Source organism: Nitrosococcus wardiae (assembly GCF_004421105.1).
Classification (GTDB): Bacteria; Pseudomonadota; Gammaproteobacteria; order Nitrosococcales; family Nitrosococcaceae; genus Nitrosococcus; species Nitrosococcus wardiae.
On record NZ_CP038033.1, the window covers coordinates 289,788 to 313,095 of the forward strand.

The 23,308-nt window shown below is 51.6% G+C and carries 21 protein-coding genes; 3 read left to right on the forward strand and 18 right to left on the reverse strand.

Features of this window, described 5'->3' with window-relative positions:
* Window positions 1-71: 71 nt before the first annotated feature.
* From glnA to ilvA, 17 genes are all read right to left on the reverse strand, one after another.
* Window positions 72-1,481, reverse strand: coding sequence for a glutamate--ammonia ligase (gene glnA / locus E3U44_RS01445; RefSeq protein WP_134356335.1), 1,410 nt, complete (start codon window positions 1,479-1,481; stop codon window positions 72-74).
* 73 nt (window positions 1,482-1,554) lie between these two features.
* Window positions 1,555-1,791 (reverse strand): sulfurtransferase TusA family protein, encoded by a 237-nt coding sequence (locus E3U44_RS01450; RefSeq protein ID WP_134356336.1) that lies wholly within the window; start codon window positions 1,789-1,791, stop codon window positions 1,555-1,557.
* 55 nt (window positions 1,792-1,846) lie between these two features.
* Window positions 1,847-2,890: a tRNA (5-methylaminomethyl-2-thiouridylate)-methyltransferase gene (locus E3U44_RS01455; protein WP_134356337.1), complete on the reverse strand. Its 1,044-nt coding sequence runs from the start codon at window positions 2,888-2,890 to the stop codon at window positions 1,847-1,849.
* Window positions 2,891-2,910: 20 nt separating this feature from the next.
* On the reverse strand, window positions 2,911-4,350 hold the full coding sequence (gene tldD / locus E3U44_RS01460; protein ID WP_420812629.1) for a metalloprotease TldD: 1,440 nt from the start codon (window positions 4,348-4,350) through the stop codon (window positions 2,911-2,913).
* 13 nt (window positions 4,351-4,363) lie between these two features.
* Window positions 4,364-4,552: a hypothetical protein gene (locus E3U44_RS01465; protein WP_134356339.1), complete on the reverse strand. Its 189-nt coding sequence runs from the start codon at window positions 4,550-4,552 to the stop codon at window positions 4,364-4,366.
* 39 nt (window positions 4,553-4,591) lie between these two features.
* On the reverse strand, window positions 4,592-5,419 hold the full coding sequence (locus E3U44_RS01470) for a carbon-nitrogen hydrolase family protein (protein ID WP_134356340.1): 828 nt from the start codon (window positions 5,417-5,419) through the stop codon (window positions 4,592-4,594).
* 124 nt (window positions 5,420-5,543) lie between these two features.
* Window positions 5,544-9,404, reverse strand: a complete 3,861-nt coding sequence (locus tag E3U44_RS01475; protein WP_134356341.1) for a YhdP family protein — start codon at window positions 9,402-9,404, stop codon at window positions 5,544-5,546.
* A gap of 24 nt (window positions 9,405-9,428) precedes the next feature.
* Window positions 9,429-10,901 (reverse strand): ribonuclease G, encoded by a 1,473-nt coding sequence (gene rng / locus E3U44_RS01480; RefSeq protein ID WP_134356342.1) that lies wholly within the window; start codon window positions 10,899-10,901, stop codon window positions 9,429-9,431.
* Window positions 10,894-11,514 carry a Maf family protein gene (locus E3U44_RS01485; RefSeq protein WP_240761684.1) on the reverse strand — a complete coding sequence of 207 codons (621 nt, stop codon included), beginning with the start codon at window positions 11,512-11,514 and terminating at the stop codon, window positions 10,894-10,896. Before E3U44_RS01485 ends, rng begins: the two co-directional genes overlap by 8 nt.
* Before the next feature lie 95 nt (window positions 11,515-11,609).
* Entirely contained in the window at window positions 11,610-12,083 is a 474-nt protein-coding gene (rlmH, locus tag E3U44_RS01490) for a 23S rRNA (pseudouridine(1915)-N(3))-methyltransferase RlmH (protein WP_134356343.1), read from the reverse strand.
* A gap of 6 nt (window positions 12,084-12,089) precedes the next feature.
* Window positions 12,090-12,440 (reverse strand): ribosome silencing factor, encoded by a 351-nt coding sequence (gene rsfS, locus E3U44_RS01495; protein ID WP_134356344.1) that lies wholly within the window; start codon window positions 12,438-12,440, stop codon window positions 12,090-12,092.
* A 1-nt stretch (window position 12,441) separates the two neighbouring features.
* On the reverse strand, window positions 12,442-13,140 hold the full coding sequence (gene nadD / locus E3U44_RS01500) for a nicotinate-nucleotide adenylyltransferase (protein WP_134356345.1): 699 nt from the start codon (window positions 13,138-13,140) through the stop codon (window positions 12,442-12,444).
* 6 nt (window positions 13,141-13,146) lie between these two features.
* Window positions 13,147-14,403 (reverse strand): glutamate-5-semialdehyde dehydrogenase, encoded by a 1,257-nt coding sequence (locus tag E3U44_RS01505; protein WP_134356346.1) that lies wholly within the window; start codon window positions 14,401-14,403, stop codon window positions 13,147-13,149.
* A 73-nt stretch (window positions 14,404-14,476) separates the two neighbouring features.
* The gene (holA, locus tag E3U44_RS01510; protein WP_134356347.1) at window positions 14,477-15,532 is read right to left on the reverse strand and encodes a DNA polymerase III subunit delta; all 1,056 of its coding nucleotides are present in this window, start codon (window positions 15,530-15,532) and stop codon (window positions 14,477-14,479) included.
* On the reverse strand, window positions 15,529-16,038 hold the full coding sequence (locus E3U44_RS01515) for an LPS-assembly lipoprotein LptE (protein ID WP_134356348.1): 510 nt from the start codon (window positions 16,036-16,038) through the stop codon (window positions 15,529-15,531). The genes holA and E3U44_RS01515 overlap by 4 nt, the downstream gene beginning before the upstream one ends.
* 19 nt (window positions 16,039-16,057) lie before the next feature.
* Window positions 16,058-18,517: a leucine--tRNA ligase gene (gene leuS / locus E3U44_RS01520; protein WP_134356349.1), complete on the reverse strand. Its 2,460-nt coding sequence runs from the start codon at window positions 18,515-18,517 to the stop codon at window positions 16,058-16,060.
* 76 nt (window positions 18,518-18,593) lie between these two features.
* Entirely contained in the window at window positions 18,594-20,123 is a 1,530-nt protein-coding gene (ilvA, locus tag E3U44_RS01525) for a threonine ammonia-lyase, biosynthetic (protein WP_134356350.1), read from the reverse strand.
* Between the two features lie 109 nt (window positions 20,124-20,232).
* Between ilvA and rpiA the strand changes: the two genes are divergently transcribed.
* Window positions 20,233-20,895, forward strand: coding sequence for a ribose-5-phosphate isomerase RpiA (rpiA, locus tag E3U44_RS01530; protein ID WP_134356351.1), 663 nt, complete (start codon window positions 20,233-20,235; stop codon window positions 20,893-20,895).
* Window positions 20,896-20,924: 29 nt separating this feature from the next.
* Here rpiA and E3U44_RS01535 read toward each other — a convergent pair whose 3' ends face one another.
* Window positions 20,925-21,200: a PilZ domain-containing protein gene (locus tag E3U44_RS01535; RefSeq protein WP_134356352.1), complete on the reverse strand. Its 276-nt coding sequence runs from the start codon at window positions 21,198-21,200 to the stop codon at window positions 20,925-20,927.
* A 153-nt stretch (window positions 21,201-21,353) separates the two neighbouring features.
* On the opposite strand from E3U44_RS01535, the gene E3U44_RS01540 reads away from it, so the two are divergent.
* Complete coding sequence (locus tag E3U44_RS01540; protein ID WP_134356353.1) at window positions 21,354-22,601, forward strand: lipoprotein-releasing ABC transporter permease subunit; 1,248 nt, start codon at window positions 21,354-21,356, stop codon at window positions 22,599-22,601.
* On the forward strand, window positions 22,594-23,295 hold the full coding sequence (lolD, locus tag E3U44_RS01545; RefSeq protein ID WP_134356354.1) for a lipoprotein-releasing ABC transporter ATP-binding protein LolD: 702 nt from the start codon (window positions 22,594-22,596) through the stop codon (window positions 23,293-23,295). Before E3U44_RS01540 ends, lolD begins: the two co-directional genes overlap by 8 nt.
* Window positions 23,296-23,308: the final 13 nt, after the last annotated feature.

Genomic DNA, 23,308 nt, shown 5'->3' on the forward strand with positions numbered 1-23,308 from the left:
AACACAAATCCAATAGCTCTAAAAAAACGCCCCCACAAAGGGGGCGTTTCAATATCTAATGCCTGTTAGTATTAAAGGCTATAATACATATCGAACTCAATGGGATGAGTAGTCATCCGCAAGCGGGTAACATCGTTCATCTTTAGCGCAATATAAGCATCAATAGCATCATCAGTGAATACCCCTCCTCCCTTAAGAAAATCCCGATCCCGATCCAAGGCCTCCAGCGCTTGTTCAAGAGAAAAACAAACCGTCGGAATTTCTTTCATCTCCTCGGGGGGTAAGTCATAAAGATTCTTATCCATGGCATCACCAGGATGAATCTGATTTTGAATACCATCAAGCCCGGCCATTAGCATTGCGGTAAAAGCAAAATAGGGGTTAGCCGTTGAATCTGGAAACCGGACCTCTATCCGCCGTGCTTTGGGGCTCGTCACATAAGGCACCCGGATCGATGCAGAGCGATTCCGGGCAGAATAAGCTAACAATACTGGCGCTTCGAAACCGGGGACTAAACGCTTATAGGAATTGGTCGAGGCATTGGTGAAGGCATTCAGTGCCCGGGCATGTTTAATAATACCCCCGATATAGTACAAGGCAATCTCGGATAAACCGCCATACTTATCGCCGGCGAAAAGATTTTTCCCCTCTTTAGCTAGGGACTGATGGGTATGCATGCCACTGCCATTATCCCCTACTAAGGGCTTAGGCATAAAGGTAGCGGTTTTACCAAAAGAATGGGCGACATTGAGCACCACATATTTAAGAATTTGGAGTTCATCGGCTCGTCGTACCAAGGTATTGAATTGGGTCCCGATTTCACACTGCCCTGCCGTAGCCACTTCGTGATGGTGCACCTCAACAGGCAACCCCATTTGCTCCATGATCAAGCACATGGTGGAGCGAAGATCCTGGAGGGAATCAACTGGAGGCACAGGGAAATACCCACCTTTAATGGTGGGTCGGTGTCCAATATTACCTCTCTCATAGACCCGCTCAGAATTCCAATGGGACTCTTCAGCATCAATCTTATAGAAAGCTCCTGAGATATCCGCTCCCCAGCGCACATCATCCAACACGAAAAATTCAGGCTCTGGACCAAAATAAGCCGTATCAGCAATACCCGTGGACTTCAAATAGGCTTCGGCACGCTTTGCAACAGACCGAGGATCTCGTTCATAGCCCTGCAGGGTCGTCGGCTCCACAATGTCACAACGGAGCACCAAGGTCTTCTCCTCCATGAAAGGATCAAGCACTGCCGTTTCTGGATCTGGCATCAGAATCATGTCTGATTCTTGAATCGCCTTCCAACCTGCAATGGAAGAACCATCAAACATCTTACCCTCCCTGAAGGCCTCCTCATCTAAGCGGTAGGCAGGCATGGAAAGATGTTGTTCTTTTCCTCGGCTATCCGTAAAGCGGAAATCAACAAATTTTACCTCCTCCTCCTTAATGGTTTTAAACACATCATCAACAGCCATCGAAGTCCCCTCCGGTCAAGATCTATTTAGGTTCGAAAATATCATAGTGCACCATGATAAGTGCTTTCATAATTTAATTTGCTGTTTTACCCACTTCCAAACGTACCACCACCTCCCGGTCACGTTCGGTAGCTTTAAGCACGCGATGGCCATTGACCCGGCACCATGCGGGAATATCGTTCAACGCCCCCGGATCGGTGCTTATTACCTCCAAAATATCCCCTGAGACCAGTCCCTTAACTTTTTGTTGGGTTCGGATCACAGGTAGTGGGCAGAGTAAATGGCGAACATCCAATGTTTGCACGTTCATCAAATTCTCCTCAGGATGGCTAATTCTAAAACCAACTACAGCTTAATGAGAGTAATCAGACATACCACCCTTTAGGTATGTCTTCATTAGAGAGAGGCGCAACCTCCAAGATCTGTGTCAATCCACCGGGACGGATGACTTTTACCTGTACTTGCTGCGCCTCTCGTCCTTGGCTAAAACGGGCCACCAATTGGCCAGCCAGAATCATATCTTCTTCTTCCAGTGCACCATCAACCAACGTCAGTGGCCCCTTGTGACTGACGGTTCGCAAGTGAATAAACTCTTTGGCATAGCCTTCCAAATAATTACTCTCCCCCCCATCGCGCGCCACAATGAGTTTAAAATGGGGACGTGGCCGCAGATGCCGTCCTACTTTGAGCAGCATAATATCGTCTAAATCGTAATCTCGGGCACGGCGGGCCTGCCATAAATCAGCCAGCTTAGCCGAATAGTTCGCATCAGTCAGGAAACAGCAACCGCCCGCAGGCTGAGCGTAATCTTCAATCCCAAAACGGGCGACTAAAGCCATTTGTGGCTTGCGCGAACGCCCACTAAAATCATAGAGCTTATCCCGATCCACCCAGCCTTCACGTTCCGGAAGAGTTGGCGGTAGATTCTTAGCGCAGAGAGGCCGCAATAATAAATCATAGGCCCCCGATTCTCGCGCTACAATTGGCATGGTGTCTGCCCGCTGAGATTTAGGCCGCTGACCCACGACTTCACCCGTGACGATAAAATCAAAGTCATTCTCTTTCATCCATGCCAACGCCTTAGTCACCATAAAGCACTTACAATCCAGGCAGGGGTTGAGATGAGCCCCATAACCATATTTTGGATTGAGCACAACGTCCTTGTATTCATCGATAACCTCTACCATGTGCAACTTGATTCCTAGTTGCTCAGCGACCCATAGGGCATTGTTGCGCTTGACTCGATTCTTATCCTTGTTTCGAATGGCGTGGGTATGCCCCTCTACACAGAACCCAGTAAAAAAATTGATTCCCTCTACGTGGATACCCTGCTCCTGCATGACCTTGGCAGCAAGCATGGAATCTAGCCCTCCTGAAATTAGGGCTACGGCTTTACGCTGTTTTTCCATAACCTCTCTGTTGCTGACTTTTATATCGAAGTCCCACCTATGGTTAAACCATCGATCCGCAAGGTAGGCTGTCCCACACCGACAGGCACCCTTTGGCCTTCTTTGCCACAGGTTCCCACCCCCGGATCGAGCCTTAGATCATTGCCCACCATCGCCACTCGCGCCATTACCTCAGGCCCATTTCCAATTAAAGTCGCCCCCTTGACCGGGCAAGTGACCCTACCGTTTTCAATGAGGTAAGCTTCACTGGTGGTAAAAACAAATTTTCCAGAGGTGATATCCACCTGGCCGCCCCCAAAATCGACCGCATACAATCCTTTCTCTACCGAGGCAATAATATCGCTCGGATCATGTTCTCCTGGCAGCAGGTAAGTATTGGTCATACGTGGCATAGGCAAATGGGCATAGGACTGGCGGCGCCCATTACCGGTAGGTTGGGTATCGCTAAGCCGGGCGTTCAGCTTATCCTGCATATAGCCTCGAAGTACCCCATTCTCGATTAACAGGGTGCAGTGTGCTGGAGTACCCTCATCATCAACCATAAGCGAACCACGACGGTTAGCCAAGGTACCATCATCCACCACAGTACAATATTTTGAAGCAACCTTCTCCCCGATCCGTCCTGCACACGCAGAACTGCCCTTACGATTAAAGTCTCCCTCCAAACCGTGGCCTACGGCTTCGTGCAACAGCACCCCTGGCCAACCCGCCCCCAATACGACGATCATGGTTCCTGCAGGCGCTTCCCTAGCTTCTAAGTTAATGAGGGCCTGGCGAGTGGCTTCGCGAGCATAACCTAAGGCCCGCTCCTGTTCCAGGAAATAATCGTAGCCAAAACGGGCACCACCTCCGGCGCTCCCCTGTTCCCGCCGTCCTGATTGTTCCACAATGACACTGACGTTAAGCCTCACGAGGGGACGAATATCAGCCGCTAGAGTGCCATCATTGGCAGCGATTAGCACCACATCTTGGGTCCCCAGCAAACTGATCACCACCTGTTTGACTCGGGGATCTTGGCGGCGCGCTTCTTGATCAACTTGCTGCAACAGGGACACTTTATCCTCTGTTGAAAAACTCTCCAAAGGATCAATGGGCGCGTACAACTTTCGATTCGGCTGGCTACGCCAAGTCTGGAGACTCCCCTGGGCACCGCTATGGGCAATAGCACGGGCTGCGACTGCGGCCTGAGTTAAAGCGGGTAATAACACTTCGTCAGAATAAGCAAATCCTGTCTTCTCCCCGCTGATGGCCCGTACGCCGACCCCTTGATCCCGGCTATGACTTCCCTCCTTGACCATCCCGTCTTCGAGTACCCAACTTTCCTGTCGTCTCAATTGAAAGTAAAGATCAGCGCTATCAATATGCCGACTCATCAATTGCCCTAGCACCCGCTCCAGATCTGTCTCACTAAGGCCAGCAGGCACCAACAGCAACGCCTTGGCCGTTTCCTTGACTTCCATTTGACTCATAATTCTAGAAATAGCGGTTGGACATGCCCCAGCGTGCGGTGAGCCTGCAGGATGGCAAAGCGCAACGACGCCGTGGGGCCATCCCCCACAAAAGGAATAACACCGCCAACCGATCCGCTAATCGTGCCATCAGGCACATCGGCGTGCCACCTAACAAGGGAATCGGGTTAACGGCTAGAAAGTCAAAATTCATGAAACTTTTCCTATACTTCTAAGCGGTCAACGGCCGTTTCTAGAATGATAGCCTGCAACTAAAGCGTCGATGCTCAATAGTTGGAAAATTCCGGCGAGTGCTACGCAGCCGCTCTGGGTCTAGCTCAGCGGTGATCACGCCAGAACCACGGGGCAAACGGGCTAGCACGACACCCCAAGGGTCAACAATCATGCTATCCCCATGAGTCGTTCGCCCGCTAGCATGAAAACCTCCCTGACCTGCTGCTACCACATAGCACAGGTTCTCAATCGCCCGTGCCCGCACTAAGGGTTCCCAATGAGCCCGACCTGTCAGCGCAGTAAAAGCCGATGGCAAAGCTAGGATTTCCATCCCTTGTTCCACTAGGCAACGAAATAACTCTGGAAAACGTAAATCATAACAAACAGCAAGCCCTATTTTGCCAAAGGGAGTATCAGTAACGACTACCTCTTGTCCAGGTTCAATAGTCAGGGACTCACAGTATCTCTCCCCTCCACCGGGCAGAGAAACATCAAATAAATGAAGTTTATCGTAGCGTGCTACCCGCCGGCCACTGGCATCAAAGAGCAGACATGCTGCGCGGACCTTGCCCGTTTCAGAAGCCCGCAATGGAACTGTGCCTCCCACCAACCAAAGTTTATGCCTAACTGCTTGCTGCACCAGGAAACTCTGAAGGGGGCCTTCGCCTTCCTCCTCAACAATACTCAGTAGGGCATCATCCTTTTCCCCCATGAGGGCGAAGTTTTCAGGGAGTACCACCAAATTTGCTCCTTCGGCAGCGGCTTGGGCAATAAGCCGCTCTACCTCGAGCAGGTTGGCCCCTACATTTGGCCCCGATGCCATTTGAATGGCCGCGACAACACTCACACGCTCTCTCCTATTTGTTTATATTTAATCCAATATCTAGGTAGGAATATCTATAGATATGGGATAAGCATAGCAACCCCTAAGTTCCCACCCCAGTTAGATTTTCCCCCTCAACCTTATTTTGCTAGTCGCCTTCTGGGGACGGAAGAAGTTTATTGACTCGGGTCACGAGCGGTTTGGCCCAAGGACCAGAAACCGTGTAATAATAAGTCAGCAGCTGTCCCACCTGAGTGCCGAACATCTTATTCACTAATTTATCCGCTAGCATAATGGCAGTACCGACCCCCAGGCCCACTGGCCCACCGGCCACCGCCCCAGCGAGTGGCAAACTTGAAAAGACATTGGGGGTTACCGCTATTATCTGGTCATAGTCTTGAGTTGCCAAGCCAATCCTTCCGCTTGCCTGGACTCGAGCAGTGGGACCTTCCATAACCAATTGATTGGAATAAGCATTTCCCTGACGGATGGCAAATGTACCTTGAATTCGGTCAAAGGCAAAGCCTTTACCAAAAATATCGCTGAAATCCAGCGCCAACCGTCGAGGAAGCGTTGAAACACTAAGTAGGCCAAATAACCGCCCCGCTCCAGGCTCCACATTCAATAAACGGCCTTTGCCCACTGTCAGCCGCATACTGCCATCTAGCCGCTCAAGGTCGAATAAAGTGGGCGCGCCGGGCCAACCGGCGACAATATCAACCTCCGCCTTTCCGCCAGCAATATTGGTTTGATAATCCAATTCAGTCAGCAGTTGGCCAAGATCTGGGCTATGGGCCTTGATATCCAGGTGGGACCATTGGGCCTCCCCGTGCACTGTCCAATCTCCACTGGCCTTAAGTTGCATGAGCGGTGAGACCATTTCCAGCTCTTCCAAATGTAAACCGTTGGCATAGGGACTGGCATACACTTTGATCACACCCAGATCATAACTGTCGAATTGGCACCGACGGCAGATCAGATCAAGCGTTGGCCACGCCTGGGGATGGGCAAGTTGAAATTCACCCTCTGATGACCTCGAATGTAACCACAAATAATCCAAATCAGCGGTTAAAGGTCCTTTCGAACCCTGAGTAGGTATCGTGATGCTTCCTTTCAAAGAAGGTCCCGATACCTGAGTTTGCCAATGGGAGAGTTCTCGGTTGGCCTTAACTGTGACCTCCCCAAAATGCCACCCAAACAGTTCCGCCTGCTCGATTTGTAAGGCAATGTGATCGAGCTGCGTCAACTTGCTGGAGTCCCCTTGAGTAGCCTTCGTCAGTACTTCCCGCCAGGCATCTATTGAAAGTTGAGGCAGCGTACCCACAAGCCAAGCCCCCTGCTCAGGCAGTATAGGTAGACCACTTCCCACCCTTACCTTCCCCTTTAGAAGGCGTAATGACTGCCCACTTCCTGTAACCTCGAATACCCCCTGTAGCCCATCGCCATAGGTGAGAGTAATTTGCTTTTTGTCTCCATGGGTTCCACGAAGCTCCCATAGCAACTGTTGCGTCTGGTCAGCTGGCTTTGCCAGCGGCGGTGGCAAAGCCACTTCGATCCCCTGCAACGCGGAACTCACCCGAACCGTGGTAATCTTGTCTCCCCCTGTTTTGGCTTTTTGAAAAGTGATATAGGCGGTAAAGTCAGCAGCACCACGGAACCAGGGTGACCAGGAGGAGAACCATTTCTCCGCAAGCCGTGGCGCGTCCAGATGACCTTTGAGACGCAACCGAACCCCTACCCCCCCCTGCTGGTTGGATAAGCTGCGAAGATCGACCTTAATCGGCTGTTTTAAGAACTGGGCAACCAAGCCTTCCGCTTTAAGCCCCGCTTGAGTAAAGGACAAACTGCCTTTAATAGCAGCGAACTCTAAGAATGGACTATCCCCCTGGCGTAAATGAGCATCCGCAAAAATCAATTCTCCATCCACTTCTGGCCGTTTTTTCTTTTTTCCTAGAGGCATCATTAACTTCAGCTTCAGGCGAGTATCACCGCTAAGTTTTATCTCTTTAAGAAATCCTCCATATTTCTTCTCCAAGGGACTGTGCTGAATAAAGCGCCTAGCATCTTCAGCATCTCCTTGGATCCAACCCACCACCGTTAGCGGGATTGTTTCAGAGCCAAGATCAGCGAGCCGAACCGTCGCCTCTGTCACCTGGGCATTGAACATTTGGCCTTCAGCCGCATGGATAGTGATATGCCGACCATCGCTATAGAGATGGGCATCCACTTGTTCCAATGCTGGCCATCCCCTAGCGTAGTTCAACCTAGTCCCATGAATGTCCAATTCCGCAGTAAACCGGCCCTGGTCCTGAGAGGGAGGAAAGCGATCCATGGGCCCCTGAAAAACGAGACTGCCTTTCGCGCTCCCGCCCTTGGGAAAAGCTTGATTCAGCCACCGTACTAAGCCCGGTTTCATAGAGCGTGAAGGGAGATATTGAGATAATGCCGCGAGATCCAGTTTTTCCAGCCCCAAGGACAGATTCAGATGGGGGCTATTGGCCCCTGGCAGCTCCTTCAGGCGCAGTGCGGCAGTTAAGGCCAGATCAGAGTTTTGCAATTGAACATTGTCAGCAAGGACTCGCCAATCCCCCCCCTTCTGCAGCCAGGTGATTCTCCCTCTAAGCCTGTCCAACATCACCGGCTTTTCCAAATCGTCACTAAAGAGCTGGACATGGCGGCTATCGATGTGCAATTGCCCGCCGCCATCAATTAACTGCACTTCAAAGGACAGCCCTTGGCAACCCGGCCAATGCTGCCAAGGCCGAACCCCCAATTGCGCTGTGTTAGCAGAAAATTTCCACTTTTTCCCTTGCTTTTCCCCCAAGGGCAAAACTAGTTTGACATCCCGCAGTTCTCCCACCGGCCGGGTCTCTACTAGAAAGAGTCGCAGTTGAGGATCCAACTGGTCGCTAAGTTGAAAGAGGGCGGCAACATCCTGCAATCGAAGAAACGTAAATTGACCTTGCAATTTGAAGAGGGGCTCCCTTTCCATTTTGACCTGCAGCGCCGTGGCTGGCCAGGCCTTACCCCCTCGGACCACTACTAACTGGGGTATCTTCAGAGACCACCCCTGTGCCAATGGATGATAATGGGCCATGCCTGCCAGTTGCTGAAAAGCGATAGAGGTAGGAGCCTCTGCCCCTTGAGCCTTACCAGCAACTTGCAGGTTCTTCCAATCAAACTTAACTACCGCTTGGCGCAAAGCCGCCTTCCCCCAGCGTAGACCCAGTTCTAAATTACCCGTACCCCGGGTGAAATACAGTCCATAAAGGAAATCATGGGCTTGCCAAGGAGCCAATTGTAGCCTTTCCCCCTTAAGGTGAAGAGTACCCTGGCTTTCGGGATCCTGGATACTCCTGCCGGTAAATTTTGCCTTGATAGTAATTTCTCTACCCAATTCCTCCGGCAAGGTTGCCTTCCCCTCAAGCAGATGAAGGTCCCCCTTATTCTTTAGCCGTAATTCCCCCACTTTTAAGCCTAGGGGCTTTCTTTCCAAAGCAGGATCAAGCCAGCGGATATCCACATCCACTAGCGTCAACCGCTTCAGTTCAAGCAGCCACGCCGGTAAACGGGGAGGATCGGGGCAAGGGGACTCGAGGCTCTGCAAACCATGGACGCGAATACATCCTTCTGGTTTCCGCTCAACGGTGAGCTGCCCTCCAATAAGGGTCAGATGCCGCGGAAGCCACTCCCCTTCCCTGAGAGAGCGATAAGGCGAGGCCCCCAGATAAGCTTCCCTGAAACTCAGCAATTGTTGCTCAGTTTTGGGGTCCAAAACCCGCACCTCAGTGAGCCGTAATTTAGGCTCAAGCCCCCGCCAACTTACATCGATGTGCCCAATCTGAACCTCTCGCCCAAGGAAAGTGCTGATCCAACGGGAGGCTGTGGCCGGCTCCTCTCCCACCGCTATCCATAACACCCACCACATGCCGACAATAGCCACAGTGCAAAAAGCGAGTATCCCGAGGAAAAAATAAAGCCAGCGAAAAGAAAAACGGATAGCAACCATAAATACCAGTTCTTAGATGAGCGGTTACATCATCACAACATCGAATTGCTCACGCATATAGAGCAATTCTGCCTGGAATTTGATAGGCTTGCCGATAAAGGCCTCCAGTTCAGCCACACTGGCGGATTCCTCATCCATTAAGCGATCAACGACTTCTTGGGCAGCAATGACCAAATACTGGCTCGCCTCGAATTGTCGGGCCTCTCGCAAAATCTCGCGCAAAATTTCGTAACATACGGTCTCTACTGTTTTGACAGTACCCCGACCGCCACAGGTAGGACAGGTCTCGCAGAGGATTTGCTCCAGGCTCTCCCGGGTGCGCTTGCGGGTCATTTCCACCAATCCCAGGGAAGAAACCTCGCTAATATGGGTCTTAGCATGATCCTTTTCCAATCCCTTTTCTAGAGCCCGCAATACCTGCCGCTTGTGGTCCTCTTCCTCCATGTCAATAAAATCAATAATGATAATTCCACCCAGGTTGCGCAATCGCAGTTGCCTGCAGATGGCCTGGGCCGCCTCCAGATTTGTTTTAAAAATGGTCTCCTCTAAATTACGGTGACCCACAAAAGCACCCGTATTTACATCGATGGTCGTCATGGCCTCTGTCTGGTCGATAATAAGATAGCCACCCGATTTAAGTTGCACTTTGCGGCCTAAGGATTTTTGGATTTCATCCTCAATACCATAGAGATCAAAAATCGGTCGCTCTCCCTGATAACATTCCAAGGTAGCGAGTAAATCAGGGACGAAATGTTCAGCAAAATCAACCAATTTATGATAAGTTTCGCGGGAATCGATGCGAACCCGCTCGACTCTCTCGTGGACAAGATCACGCATAGTCCGCATCACCAAAGATAGATCTTCATGAACGACATGACCGGCTTTAACGGTTTGGCTGCGTTCTTTAATAGTGCGCCATAGGCGGTGCAAAAACTCCATATCCGTCTGGAGTTCGTCTGCAATGGCTCCCTCTGCTACCGTGCGAATGATATACCCCCCCTGGTCATCTTCGAGCAATATGGAGGCCAATAAATTCTTAAGTCGCTGACGTTCTTCTTCATCCTCAATTTTCAACGAAACCCCAATACCAGACATCTCCGGCATATAGACCAAATACCGGGAAGCCACGGAGATCTGGGTCGTCAGGCGCGCCCCTTTGGTTCCGATGGGGTCTTTAATCACTTGTACCAATACCTCTTGTCCCTCTGAGAGCAAGGAGGTAATAGAGGGGACCCCTACTTCACTTTCCAAATCCCCCATCTGGCCTGGCGGTAATCGAATATCGGAAGCATGGAGGAAAGCGGCTCGTTCTAAACCAATATCCACGAAGGCGGCCTGCATGCCAGGCAAAATCCGGCTCACCCGTCCTTTATAGATATTGCTGACCCAACCCCGGCGACTACTCCGCTCAATATATAATTCCTGCACCACACCATTTTCAACCACGGCGACCCGGGTCTCGCTGGGGGTCACATTAATGAGGATCTCCTCACTCACCAGCGATTTCTTTCCTTGATGGCAAACTTCTAAGTAGTTCTCCTGTCTCGTACAAAGGCAACCCCATAACCCCAGAATAACTCCCTTCAAGATGACAGATAAACAGCGCCGCTTGGCCTTGGATGGCATAAGCCCCGGCCTTATCCAACCCTTCACCCGAGGCAAGATAGGCCTGGCGCTCAGTTTTGGTGAGCGGTTTGAAAGTCACCGTACTGATGCTTAATTGGCATTGTATGCCGCCATTGACTAAAGCCACGGCCGTCAAAACCTGATGGCTACGACCCGAGAGCCGTGCAAGCATGGCCTCAGCATGAATTTGATCTGTGGGCTTACCCAGGATTTCATCCTCTATAACTACTGCCGTATCGGCCCCCAAGACAGGCAATCGGCCTTGGAGTAATTGCTGCTCCCAGCCTGCTCGGGCTTTAGCCACAGCCAGACGACGAACATAACTCGCAGGCATCTCCCCCGGTTGAGAGCTTTCATTCACCCTGACGTCGAGGCGTTTAAATTCAACCCCAATCTGAGTTAATAGGGCTTGGCGTCGCGGTGAAGCAGAAGCAAGCGCAATAGGGGAAAAAGGGCAATATAAGGTCTCCAAGGGTCCTCTCAAATTTCTCTATCCCAAAATGCGAATAAGCCTTAAAGGTTAAAAATTGTATTAGTCCCTTTCCCCGGGAGAAAATTCATGCTGGAAAATTTTCAGGATTAGCTAGCTCGATGGTAGGGATGGTGGTTAAGAAGACTGAAAGCACGATAGATCTGTTCTGCTAAGATCACGCGCACTAAACCATGAGGGAGGGTAAGCGCAGACAGGGCCCACTTGCGCGTAGCCCGCTCTAAGCACAAGGGGGCTAAGCCATCTGGCCCGCCCACTAATAATGCGACGTCCCGGCCTTCATTCATCCATGTCTGTAAGTATTTGGCTACCTCTTCAGTGGTCCAGGGTTCTCCGTGTTCATCACAAGCGATCACCTGACTATTTGCCGGGATGGCGGCTAATAGGCGACGGCATTCATCTTGTTGCCACTGAGCAGGATTCCCACTCTTGCCACGCCGGGCAGTGGCCACTTCCACCAAATGAAGAGAGCATTGTTGAGGCAGGCGCCGAGCATAATCCCGGTAGCCTTCTCCAATCCAGCTTGGCAGACGTTGCCCCACAGTAACTACATAGATATTCATTCCCGTTTATTGTTGTTCTTTAACTCCAGGGGAAGGGGAGACATTCCAGAGTTTTTCCAGATTATAAAAAGCGCGCACCTGGGGGAGCATAATATGGGCAACGACATCCCCCATATCCACTAACACCCATTCTCCGTGCAACTCGCCCTCCACGCCCAAGGGGCGATACCCTGCTGCCTTACATCTTTCAACGACTTCATTGGCTAACGCCTTGACTTGACGATTGGAGGCCCCACTAGCCACCACCATATAATCAACCACATCGGTGAGATCTCGCACATCTAAAACCTGAATATCACGGCCCTTTAAGGCTTCTAGGGCCGTCACCACTAATTCTTTGAGCTCCACTGCTGACATTCTATTGCTCCGGCATAAAAAGGGGGGCAGAATACAAGCGCTTCTTTCGAATATCATCCCAAACAGCGTCAGGAAGAAGGTAGCGGGCGCTCCGTCCAGCCCCAATCAAACTCCGAATGCGGGTGGCAGATATCGCCAACTGAGTGACTTCCAGAGGGAAAATTAACCCTCGAGGTTGTTGCGCCAGTTGGGCTGGATCATAGATACAGCGCGATTCTAGAAAATGCTTAAGTTCACCCTCTTGAGGAAGGGGCTCACCCGGGCGTTTCATCACCAAAAGATGGGCCAATTCCATAAGCTCTGCCCAACGGTGCCATTGAGGCAGTCCTCGAAAAGCGTCCGTCCCTAATATCAAACATAAGGGCCCATTCCCCTGCTCCGCCCGTAGTGAGGCCAGGGTATCCACCATATAAGAGGGACCGGATCGGGCAAGCTCCCGATCATCAACGGTAAATCTCGGCTCTTCAGCAATCGCAAGCTCGAGCATCGCTAAACGTTGCCCCGGACTGGCCATCGGCGCTTGACGGTGAGGGGGATGACGGCAAGGAATAAACCGTATCTCGGTCAAAGGAAGTTGCTCAAGCAATTCCAGAGCAGGGCGCAGGTGACCAAAATGAACGGGGTCAAAGGTCCCGCCGAAGATGCCTATGGCGGCCGTAGGGTGAGGAGGTTTAGCAGCAAAAGTTTTAGGCAGAATCACAACATCTTATTCCCTGATATGGCCGTTCCCGAATACGATCCACTTCTGTGAAGTTAACCCCTCCAGACCTACCGGCCCACGGGCATGAAGCTTATCGGTGGAAATCCCAATTTCAGCACCCAGACCATATTCGAAACCGTCAGCAAAGCGGGTCGATGCATTCACCATCACCGAGCTAGAATTCACTTCGGAGAGAAAACGTCGCGCTTGAGTAAAATCCTCAGTCACAATGGTTTCAGTATGATGGGAACCATAATGGGTAATATGCTCAATCGCCTCATCCAGTCCAGCCACCACCCGGATAGCAAGAATTGGGGCCAAATACTCAGTGTACCAGTCTTCCTCTGTGGCAGGCTTGACCTGGGGCAATAGGCCTTGGGTTTCCGAGCAGCCCCGCAGTTCCACCTCGGCGGTTCGGTAATGTTCCCCTAAAATCGGCAGCACCTTGGGAGCAATCCCACGGGCAACCAATAAAGTTTCCATGGCATTGCAGACCCCATAGCGCTGGCATTTTGCGTTCACCGCAATAGCCACCGCCTTGTCCAGATCGGCTCTGCCGTCAATATAGACATGACAGACCCCATCCAGGTGCTTAATGACAGGTAGCTTTGCTTCCCGGCTAATACGTTCAATCAGGCCCTTACCTCCCCGCGGGACAATCACATCCACATAGGCTTCCTGAGTAATCAGCTCACTGACGGCCGAGCGGTCGGTGGTTTCGACCACTTGCACTGCCTCCTGCGGTAATCCCGCCTGTTCCAGCCCCTGGTGGATACAACGGGCAATGGCTTGATTAGAATGGAGTGCCTCGGACCCCCCCCGAAGGATAACCGCATTCCCCGACTTTAAGCATAGACCGGCAGCATCAGCGGTAACATTGGGTCGGGATTCATAGATGATGCCAATTACTCCAAGGGGAACCCGCATCCGCCCTACCTGGATACCCGAAGGCCGGTAGTTGAGGTCGCTAATCGCACCCACCGGATCAGGCAGAGAGGCAATCTGGCACAATCCCTCGGCCATCGCCTTAATTCTTGCCTCTGTCAGCGTCAGCCGATCCAGCAAAGCATCGTCTAGCCCTTTATTCCGACCTGCGGCCAAGTCCTTACGATTGGCTTCATCCAAAGTTTGCCCTTCCGCCTCAAGAATAGAAGCCGCTCTCTCCAGGGCCCGATTTTTGTCTGCCGTGCTAGCCCGGGCCAAAATCCGGCTTACCTCACGGGCGCGGCGACCTAGGTTCTGCATGTAATCTTTGATGTCCATAATTTACTCTAACCGCTTCTTAAACTGAGTCACGTCTCTAGGCGTTGAGGTTGCCTCTTGACCATCGGGAGAATTATGCCCTGCCTAGCTCATAGCCCAAACTTCCCTGGCGCGGAGGAAAGAGTTCAACCCCCGCAATAGCGACACATAATTGCAGGATTGCCTCCCAAGGACGACCCTTTGCCGCACCCTTAATCATCCGATCGATGTCGCCCAGCTGCTGCAGAAAAACCTGCCAACGATGCGCTGAATGGCGGGACAAGGCTTGTTTGCTCAGGGCCTTACGTCGCTCCCATACTCGCTGTTCTCTCAAGGCCTGATCTACCGGGGTTCCCTGAGCACAAGCACTAGCGACACCAACCAACCGCCGCAGTTCCCAGGCCAAGGCCCCCAAAACCACAGTGGGTTCCACACCTTCGGCACGCAGCCCACGCCAGATCCGTAGTATCTGGACCACATCGCCCGCCAAGGCACTCTCCACGAGGCGAAAAGCATCATAACGGGCATTATCGGCAACGACCTCTTCTACCCCATGGACATCAATCGTTCCTTCCGAGTACAACAAGGTCAACTTATCAATCTCTTGGGCACAGGCAAGCAAATTGCCCTCCAAACGCTCCACCAACGCAGTGACAGCCTCCGGGGTAGGATGCAGGTTTTTGCTCTGCATCCGACGCTCAATCCACCGGGGCAGCGAGGAGGACTCGATTTTAAATACTTGGACCACAACCCCCACTTGCTCAAGCACAGAAAACCATGAACTCCTCTGGTGTCGGCGCTCCAATTTATCACTAATTATCAGCACAAGGGTGTCCCGGCTTGGGTCTTTCCCATAAGCTTGTAATGCTTTACCCCCAGCTTCCCCAAGCCCCCCTCCCGACAGGCGCAACTCAATAAAACGGCGGGAGGCGAACAAAGAAAGACTCGCGGTGACCAATTGCAATTGTCCCCAGTCAAACCCACGGTCAATATGCATCACCTCCCGCTCATTAAAGCCTTGAGAGCGGGCTTGGGAACGAATCAGATCGGCCGATTCTTCTATTAGCAGCGGTTCATCGCCGAAGAGCAGGTAAACGGGAGCAAGTTCACGCTCCAGGTGGACAGCAAGCTGTTCTAACTTAACTCTCATCCATTTAGAGTGGGCGGTAATGCCTCTAAACGCCAGAGAATCTGCTGTACCATTTCTTCTTGCAGGACCTCGCGCAACAGCGCTTCTTGCTCTCCGGCTGAAAGCACACTGCGCTCGTCAAACTGATACTCCCGCATCAACTCCAGCTGCTGGGACGGTAGCAATATTTCTCCCTGAGGATTGGTGACTTGAAACTGCAATATATATTTAAGCGCATATTCTTGCACCTTACCCGTTGTCCCCACAGAAAGCACTTGCCGCTGCAATTGGTTGTAGGTCACGCTTAATATGGCGCTGGCTTCTGCGGGTACTGCGGTTACGGTAACCCCATAAGCCTCAAGGCTACGCTTAAGGCCGACCCCCAAATCACTGTAAGGCACAACCCCTTGCAGATAGGTGCGTTCCAATAAAGGTGAAAGTTGGGTATCACCACGCAGATGAAAACCACAACCTGCTAGCAACAACAGCAAGAATAAAGATGCTCTTCCTAGCCATTGCCTAACCATAGCAGAAAATCTCAATGACTTACCTGACGACCAGGTTGACAAGGCGATCAGGAACGATAATCACTTTGCGTACCGTCTTCCCTTCAATAAACCGCTGCACATTCGGCTCACTTTGGGCTTGGGCTTCAATCACCTCCCGTGACGTCTCTGCCGCTATCGTAATTTGCCCACGCCGCTTGCCGTTGACCTGGACGACTAAATCAACAGTCTCCTTAACCAGGGCTGCGGGATCAGCTTCCGGCCATGGGGCATTGATCACGGCCCCCTCATGTCCCAGTTCCCGCCACAGCCGGTGGCAAATATGGGGAGTAATCGGCGAAAGCAACAGCACCACAACCTCTAGGGTCTCCTGGCGTACCGCTTGTCCCTGAGGGGTATTGTCATCAAACTTTGCCAGGGCATTCATCAATTCCATGATCGCCGCAATTGCGGTATTAAAGGTATAGCGCCGACCGATATCATCACTGGCCTTAGCAATGGTTTCGTGGACCTTGGTCCGGAGAAGTTTTTGTTCAGCGTTCAGAACCTTAGCCTCCAGCGCAGGGACTGAACCCTGCTCCTGGGCGACATGAGTGGCCACCATCCGCCAGAGGCGTTTGAGAAATCGGTGCGCGCCTTCCACGCCACTCTCGGACCACTCCAACGACTGCTCTGGTGGCGCGGCAAACATGATAAACAAGCGTGCGGTATCCGCCCCATATTGTTCAATAAGCGCTTGAGGATCCACCGTATTGCCCTTGGACTTGGACATCTTAGCGCCGTCTTTGAGCACCATCCCTTGAGTTAATAGATGGGTGAAAGGTTCATCGCCCCGCACCAAACCCATATCCCGCATCAGCTTATGGAAAAAGCGCGCATAGAGCAGATGCAATACCGCATGTTCAATGCCGCCAATATATTGATCCACCGGAAGCCAATAATGCCCTCGCTCATCTACCATGGCAGCATCATTATCTGGGCAACAGTAGCGGGCATAATACCAGGAAGATTCAAAAAAAGTATCAAAAGTATCCGTTTCCCGCTCAGCTTTGCCACTACACTGGGGACAAGCGGTCTGGTAAAACTCAGGCATCTGCTTAAGGGGTGAACGGACTCCATCAAAGCAAACTCCCTCGGGCAGTACCACCGGCAGATCTTTCTCGGGTACGGGTACCGCACCACAGGAGGGACAATTGATTACTGGGATAGGGGTACCCCAGTAACGCTGGCGTGACACGCCCCAATCCCGCAGCCGGTAATTCACTACCCGTTGTCCCTTGCTCTGATTTTCCAATTGTTGGGCAATGGCTGCAAAGGCCTGGTCAAAATCAAGGCCAGTAAATTGGCCCGAGTTTATTAATACCCCTTTTTCTACAAAAGCCGCCTGCTCTAAATGACAGTCACTCTGATCATCCTTGGGGGCAATCACCTGTTGAATAGGCAGCCCATACACCTGGGCAAACTCGTAATCACGTTGGTCATGGGCTGGGACGGCCATTACTGCCCCGGTGCCATAACTCATGAGAACAAAATTGGCGACCCAGATAGGTACCGTTTCCCCCGTAATAGGATGAATTCCTTTAAAGCCGGTATCCATCCCCTTTTTCTCCAAGGTTTCTAGAACCGCCTCTGAAGTTACCGTATGCTGGCACTCTTCGATGAAAGCCGCCAATACGGGGTTGGTTTTCGCCGCTTCCCGGGCTAGAGGATGTTCTGCTGCCACCGAGATAAAAGTGACCCCCATCAAAGTATCGGGGCGGGTGGTGAAGACCAACAAGGGCTCCTTTCCCTCCACCTGGAACTGCACTTCAACCCCTTCAGAGCGACCAATCCAATTGCGCTGCATGGTGCGGACCTGCTCCGGCCAGCCGCTAAGTTGATCCAAACCGGTAAGCAATTCCTCCGCGTAGGCCGTGATCTTCAAAAACCATTGGGGTATTTCACGCCGTTCTACAACTGCACCCGAACGCCAACCCCGGCCATCAACGACTTGCTCATTGGCTAAAACAGTCTGATCGACGGGGTCCCAGTTAACCAGAGATGTTTTTTTATAAACCAACCCCTTGTCGAATAATTTCGTAAACAACCATTGTTCCCAATGGTAATAAGTGGGGTGGCAAGTGGCTAATTCCCGGGACCAGTCATAGGCAAACCCTAACCGCTTCAATTGTCCCCGCATGTAATCAATGTTTTGATAGGTCCATTGATCCGGTGGCACCCGGTTTTGCATAGCCGCGTTCTCAGCAGGTAAACCAAAGGCATCCCAACCCATGGGCTGGAGCACGTTTTTACCTCCCATACGCTGATACCGGGCGATGACATCCCCAATGGTGTAATTCCGTACATGCCCCATGTGTAGTCGCCCGCTAGGGTAGGGAAACATGGACAAACAGTAGAATTTCTCCCGGGTCGAGTCTTCACTAACACGAAAGCTTTGGTGTTGTTCCCAATAGGCCTGAGCCTCGGCTTCAATCTGAGTAGCTTGGTAATGTTCTTCCATCGAAGTTTAATAAGTTCACTAACAAAATGACTTGAATCAAAGAGAAAACCGAGAATATCGAGCTCCGACCACTCACTTATCCGGTGGTCGATGGACCAAGAAATAACCGATAAGCCGGATTATCACTTTCCTCTTGGTAATCGTAGGCAAGCTCATTTAAAAAAGTCTGAAACTCCATTTTTTCAGCCGCAGGCACTTGAATGCCGACCAATATTCGGCCATAAGCTGCACCATGGTTACGATAATGGAACAAGCTGATATTCCAGCGACTACCCATGCAGGTTAAAAAACGCAACAGCGCACCCGGACGTTCAGGGAACTCGAACCGGTACAATACCTCATCCTCCAGCTTTGGCACCCGCCCACCGACCATATAGCGGATATGGAGCTTAGCCATTTCATTGTCCGTCATATCGAGCACAACATAGCGCTTAGCGCGAAGTTCCTGCAGTAACTGATCCTTAGCCTGGCCGCCGTCACACATCTGGACCCCTACAAACACATGGGCCTCATTGGAATCAGCATAACGATAATTAAACTCGGTGATTCCCCGTTTACCAATCGCCTTACAAAACTCAAGGAAACTGCCCCGCTGCTCGGGAATGGTGACGCAAAATAAAGCTTCCCGCCGTTCCCCTAATTCAGCCCGTTCGGCGACATGGCGCAGACGATCGAAATTGATATTGGCCCCGCTGTCAATCGCCACCAAACGCTGACCCCGTAGCCCTTCTCGCTCCACATACCGCTTTAACCCCGCCACCGCAAGGGCACCCGCCGGTTCCGCGATAGAGCGGGTGTCTTCGAAAATATCCATAATAGCGGCACAAATGGCATCGCTATCGACCAGAATCACCTCATCCACCGTCTCCCGTGCGATACGATAGGGCTCCTTCCCTATCTGGCGAACAGCGGCACCATCGGCAAAAATGCCCACATGGTCAAGCACGACCCGCTCTTTTGCTTGTAGTGCCTGATAAAGACTGGGGGCATCATCAGGCTCCACCCCGATAATTCGGATTTCAGGTGAGAGGGCTTTGACATAAGCGGCCACCCCGGCAATAAGCCCCCCACCACCGACGGGCACAAATAGGGCTTGCAATGGATCCGGGTGTTGACGCAAAATCTCCATCGCGATAGTCCCCTGTCCCGCAATGACCTCAGGATCGTCATAGGGATGAATAAAGGTACGCCCCTCGCCTTTAGCCAAAGCCAGTGCGTATTGGCAGGCTTCATCATAAGTATCCCCCACCAGGTCGATCTCAGTCCCCAGATCACGCACGGCTTCAATCTTAATGGGCGGCGTCGTCCGAGGCATCACAATCCGAGCGCTAATCCCTAGTTTGCGGGCGGAAAGGGCAACCCCCTGGGCGTGATTCCCCGCCGAAGCGGCAATCACCCCTCGCAGGCGTGCCTCTTCTGACAGGTGAGCAAGCTTATTATGGGCACCCCGTAGTTTAAAGGAAAAAACCGGCTGGAGATCTTCCCGCTTCAACAACACCGCATTTTTTAATCGCAGGGAAAGGCGCCGCATGGGCTCCAGCGGCGTCTCCCTTGCAACCTCATAAACACGGGCCTTGAGAATACGTTCTAGGTAACTGTACAGCATTACTATACATTAACAACAATGAGCAACAGTGTCAGCGACTTCCTGTTTCACATATAATTAATTTAATTAATTCACGCGGGCGATGAACAATATAATCAGGAGCAGGATGATGAGTCCCAATGAAATGAAAAAGCTAGCGGCCAAAGCCGCCCTTGAGTATGTAGAACCTGGCGCTGTTATCGGTATTGGCACTGGCTCTACAGTCAATCACTTTATTGACCTGCTGGGGACGATCAAAGGCAAGATCGATGGCACTATCTCCAGTTCTGAAACTTCCACTGAGCGGCTTAAAGCCCTCAACATTCCCGTTTATGACTTAAATGCGGTAGGAGAAATTCCCCTTTATGTGGATGGTACCGATGAATCCAATCATTACCTGCAACTTATCAAAGGAGGAGGGGGGGCCCTCACCCGGGAGAAAATCATTGCCGCTGCCAGTAGAAAGTTTGTCTGCATTGCAGACCAGTCAAAGTTGGTTGACGTATTGGGCGAGTTTCCTCTTCCGGTGGAAGTTATCCCTATGGCGCGAAGCCATGTCGCGCGGCAAATTGTCAGACTGGGTGGAGAACCCGTTTATCGGGAAGGTTTTGTCACTGATAACGGCAACCAGATTCTAGATGTTCACGGGCTTTCAATCATGGAGCCCGCAAAACTGGAAGGGCAACTCAATAATATTCCAGGCGTTGTCACCAATGGCCTTTTCGCCATAGACCCGGCGGACGTGCTTATCCTAGGCACCCCAGAGGGCGCTAACACCGTTTACTCCAAATGATAACCGGTAAAGTGTCGCGTTTTTTAGCGCTAATTAAGAAACTTGAGGCCGAGACTTTGGTTATCTTGGCGAACGACTTCCGCCTTGAGTAGGGGCGGGGTTTCACCATCGGCGAGAAGATCTTTGAGTCGTATAGTCACCACCTGCCCCACCGGTGGGATAGCCTGGCCATCAATATGGAGCAGAATCCCGCTATCGCTCAGATCGCGTGTTTTAAATATGAGCGGACCTGCCGTGGAAGGTGCCCATTCAACCTGGACCTCTACTGCAACCGGCAGGCGTTCTGATTTTCGCTTTTCAACCATAAACACTCCTTGAAGAACTAGAAGCGGAGTAACTTTATTTTGGACTTCAGATTACTATATCGGCCATTTTCTGACGGCATAAACAGCAAGAGTGTTGAGGCGCTTCTGTTTTGCGAAAAGAATTAACGCTCAGAACTGGCATCATCATTGCGAATGTTTAAACCCCTACCCTTTTATATCGGCCTGCGTTATACACGGGCTAAACGGCGTAACCATTTCATTTCATTTATTTCCCTGACCTCTATGCTTGGCGTCGCCCTAGGGGTAGCGGCTTTAATTACCGTACTCTCGGTGATGAATGGCTTTGAGAAAGAACTGCGCACCCGCATCTTGGGAATGGTCTCCCATATCATTGTCACCGGCCCCGATGGAACTCTTGAAAACTGGCAAGCACTCAAGGCCCAACTAGAAAAAGACTCCCGGGTAGTCGGCATAGCCCCTTTTGTGGAAGGGCAAGGAATGCTGACTTATCGCAGCCAAGTGCGAGGAACATTGGTACGGGGGATTCTGCCTCGACAAGAAGATCAAGTTGCCGATATCCGCAGCAAGATGGTGGTGGGCAGCCTAGATGTTTTACGCCCTGGAAGCTTTCAAATCGTGTTAGGCATGGATTTGGCCCGCGCCCTAGGAGTCTTTGTCGGCGACAAGATTACCCTAGTCACGCCCCATGCAACCACCACTCCCGCAGGAATCATTCCTCGCCTTAAGCGGCTTACGGTGGCGGGAATCTTCCAAGTTGGAATGTACGAATATGACAGCGCCCTTGCCGTTACGAATCTGGAAGACGCCGCCGTACTCTTCCGCATTCCGGGGAAAATCAGTGGGCTCCGCCTTAAACTCGATAATTTATTTAATGCTCCCTATGTCGCTCGCGAACTGCAGGAAGCTTTACCCGGCGACTACCGGACAGCGGACTGGACTTACCAACACGCCAATTTTTTTCGTGCTTTGAAAACAGAAAAGACGGTCATGTTTGTCATTTTGTTTCTTATTGTGGCCGTTGCCGCCTTTAACATTGTATCGACCTTAGTGATGGTGGTGACAGACAAGCAAGCAGACATCGCTATTCTACGCACTTTGGGAGCCACACCAGGGAGTATCATGGGAATCTTTATGGTTCAGGGCACCGCCATCGGCTTTATCGGTACTCTCTTGGGAATGGTAGGGGGGGTTGCCCTAGCCTTTAATGTAGAAACCGTAGTGCCCCAAATTGAAGCCTTGTTTGGCGTGCAATTCCTTCCAGCGGATGTCTACTACATTAGCGAGCTTCCCTCGGAATTGAACTGGAGCGATGTCATTACCATCTGTAGCACTGCTTTCCTACTCTGTATTCTAGTGACTCTCTATCCTGCTTGGCGAGCCGCTCGCACTCAGCCTGCCGAGGCCCTGCGTTATGAATAATACTGAAAAAGAAGCGGTACTTTGCTGCCGTGATTTAGCCCGGAGTTTTACCGATGGCAACCTTTCAGTAGAAGTACTGCGGGAGGTAAATTTATGTATTGCTCCTGGAGAATGTGTGGCCATCGTCGGCGCTTCGGGTTCAGGCAAAAGCACCTTGCTCCACTTGCTGGGAGGTCTAGATCGCCCGACCCAAGGCCAAGTTTGGATCGCTGGCCAAAATCTAGCTCAGCTCAGTGATGCAGCGTGTGGCCGGTTACGTAACCACGCCCTCGGTTTTATCTACCAACTTCACCACTTACTACCTGAATTTACCGCATTGGAAAATGTTGCTCTGCCCCTGCTCATTGCTGGTACTAAAACAACCCATGCCCAAGAGAAAGCCACAGCATTGCTACAACGGGTTGGCCTGGAAGCACGACTTCATCACAAACCGGGAGAGCTCTCAGGGGGTGAACGCCAGCGGGCCGCTGTGGCTCGGGCACTGGTTACTGATCCTCGCTGCGTGCTGGCCGATGAACCCACGGGCAATCTAGACCGAAAAAACGCTGAGCAAGTCTTCGATCTTATGCTGACACTGAACAGCAATCTCAATACTGCGCTGGTAGTGGTGACCCATGATCCTCATTTGGCGGTACAGCTGGATCGGGCACTTACCCTAGTAGATGGGCGCTTAATGCCCGGATTATTACCCTAAGCGGAAAGCTCCG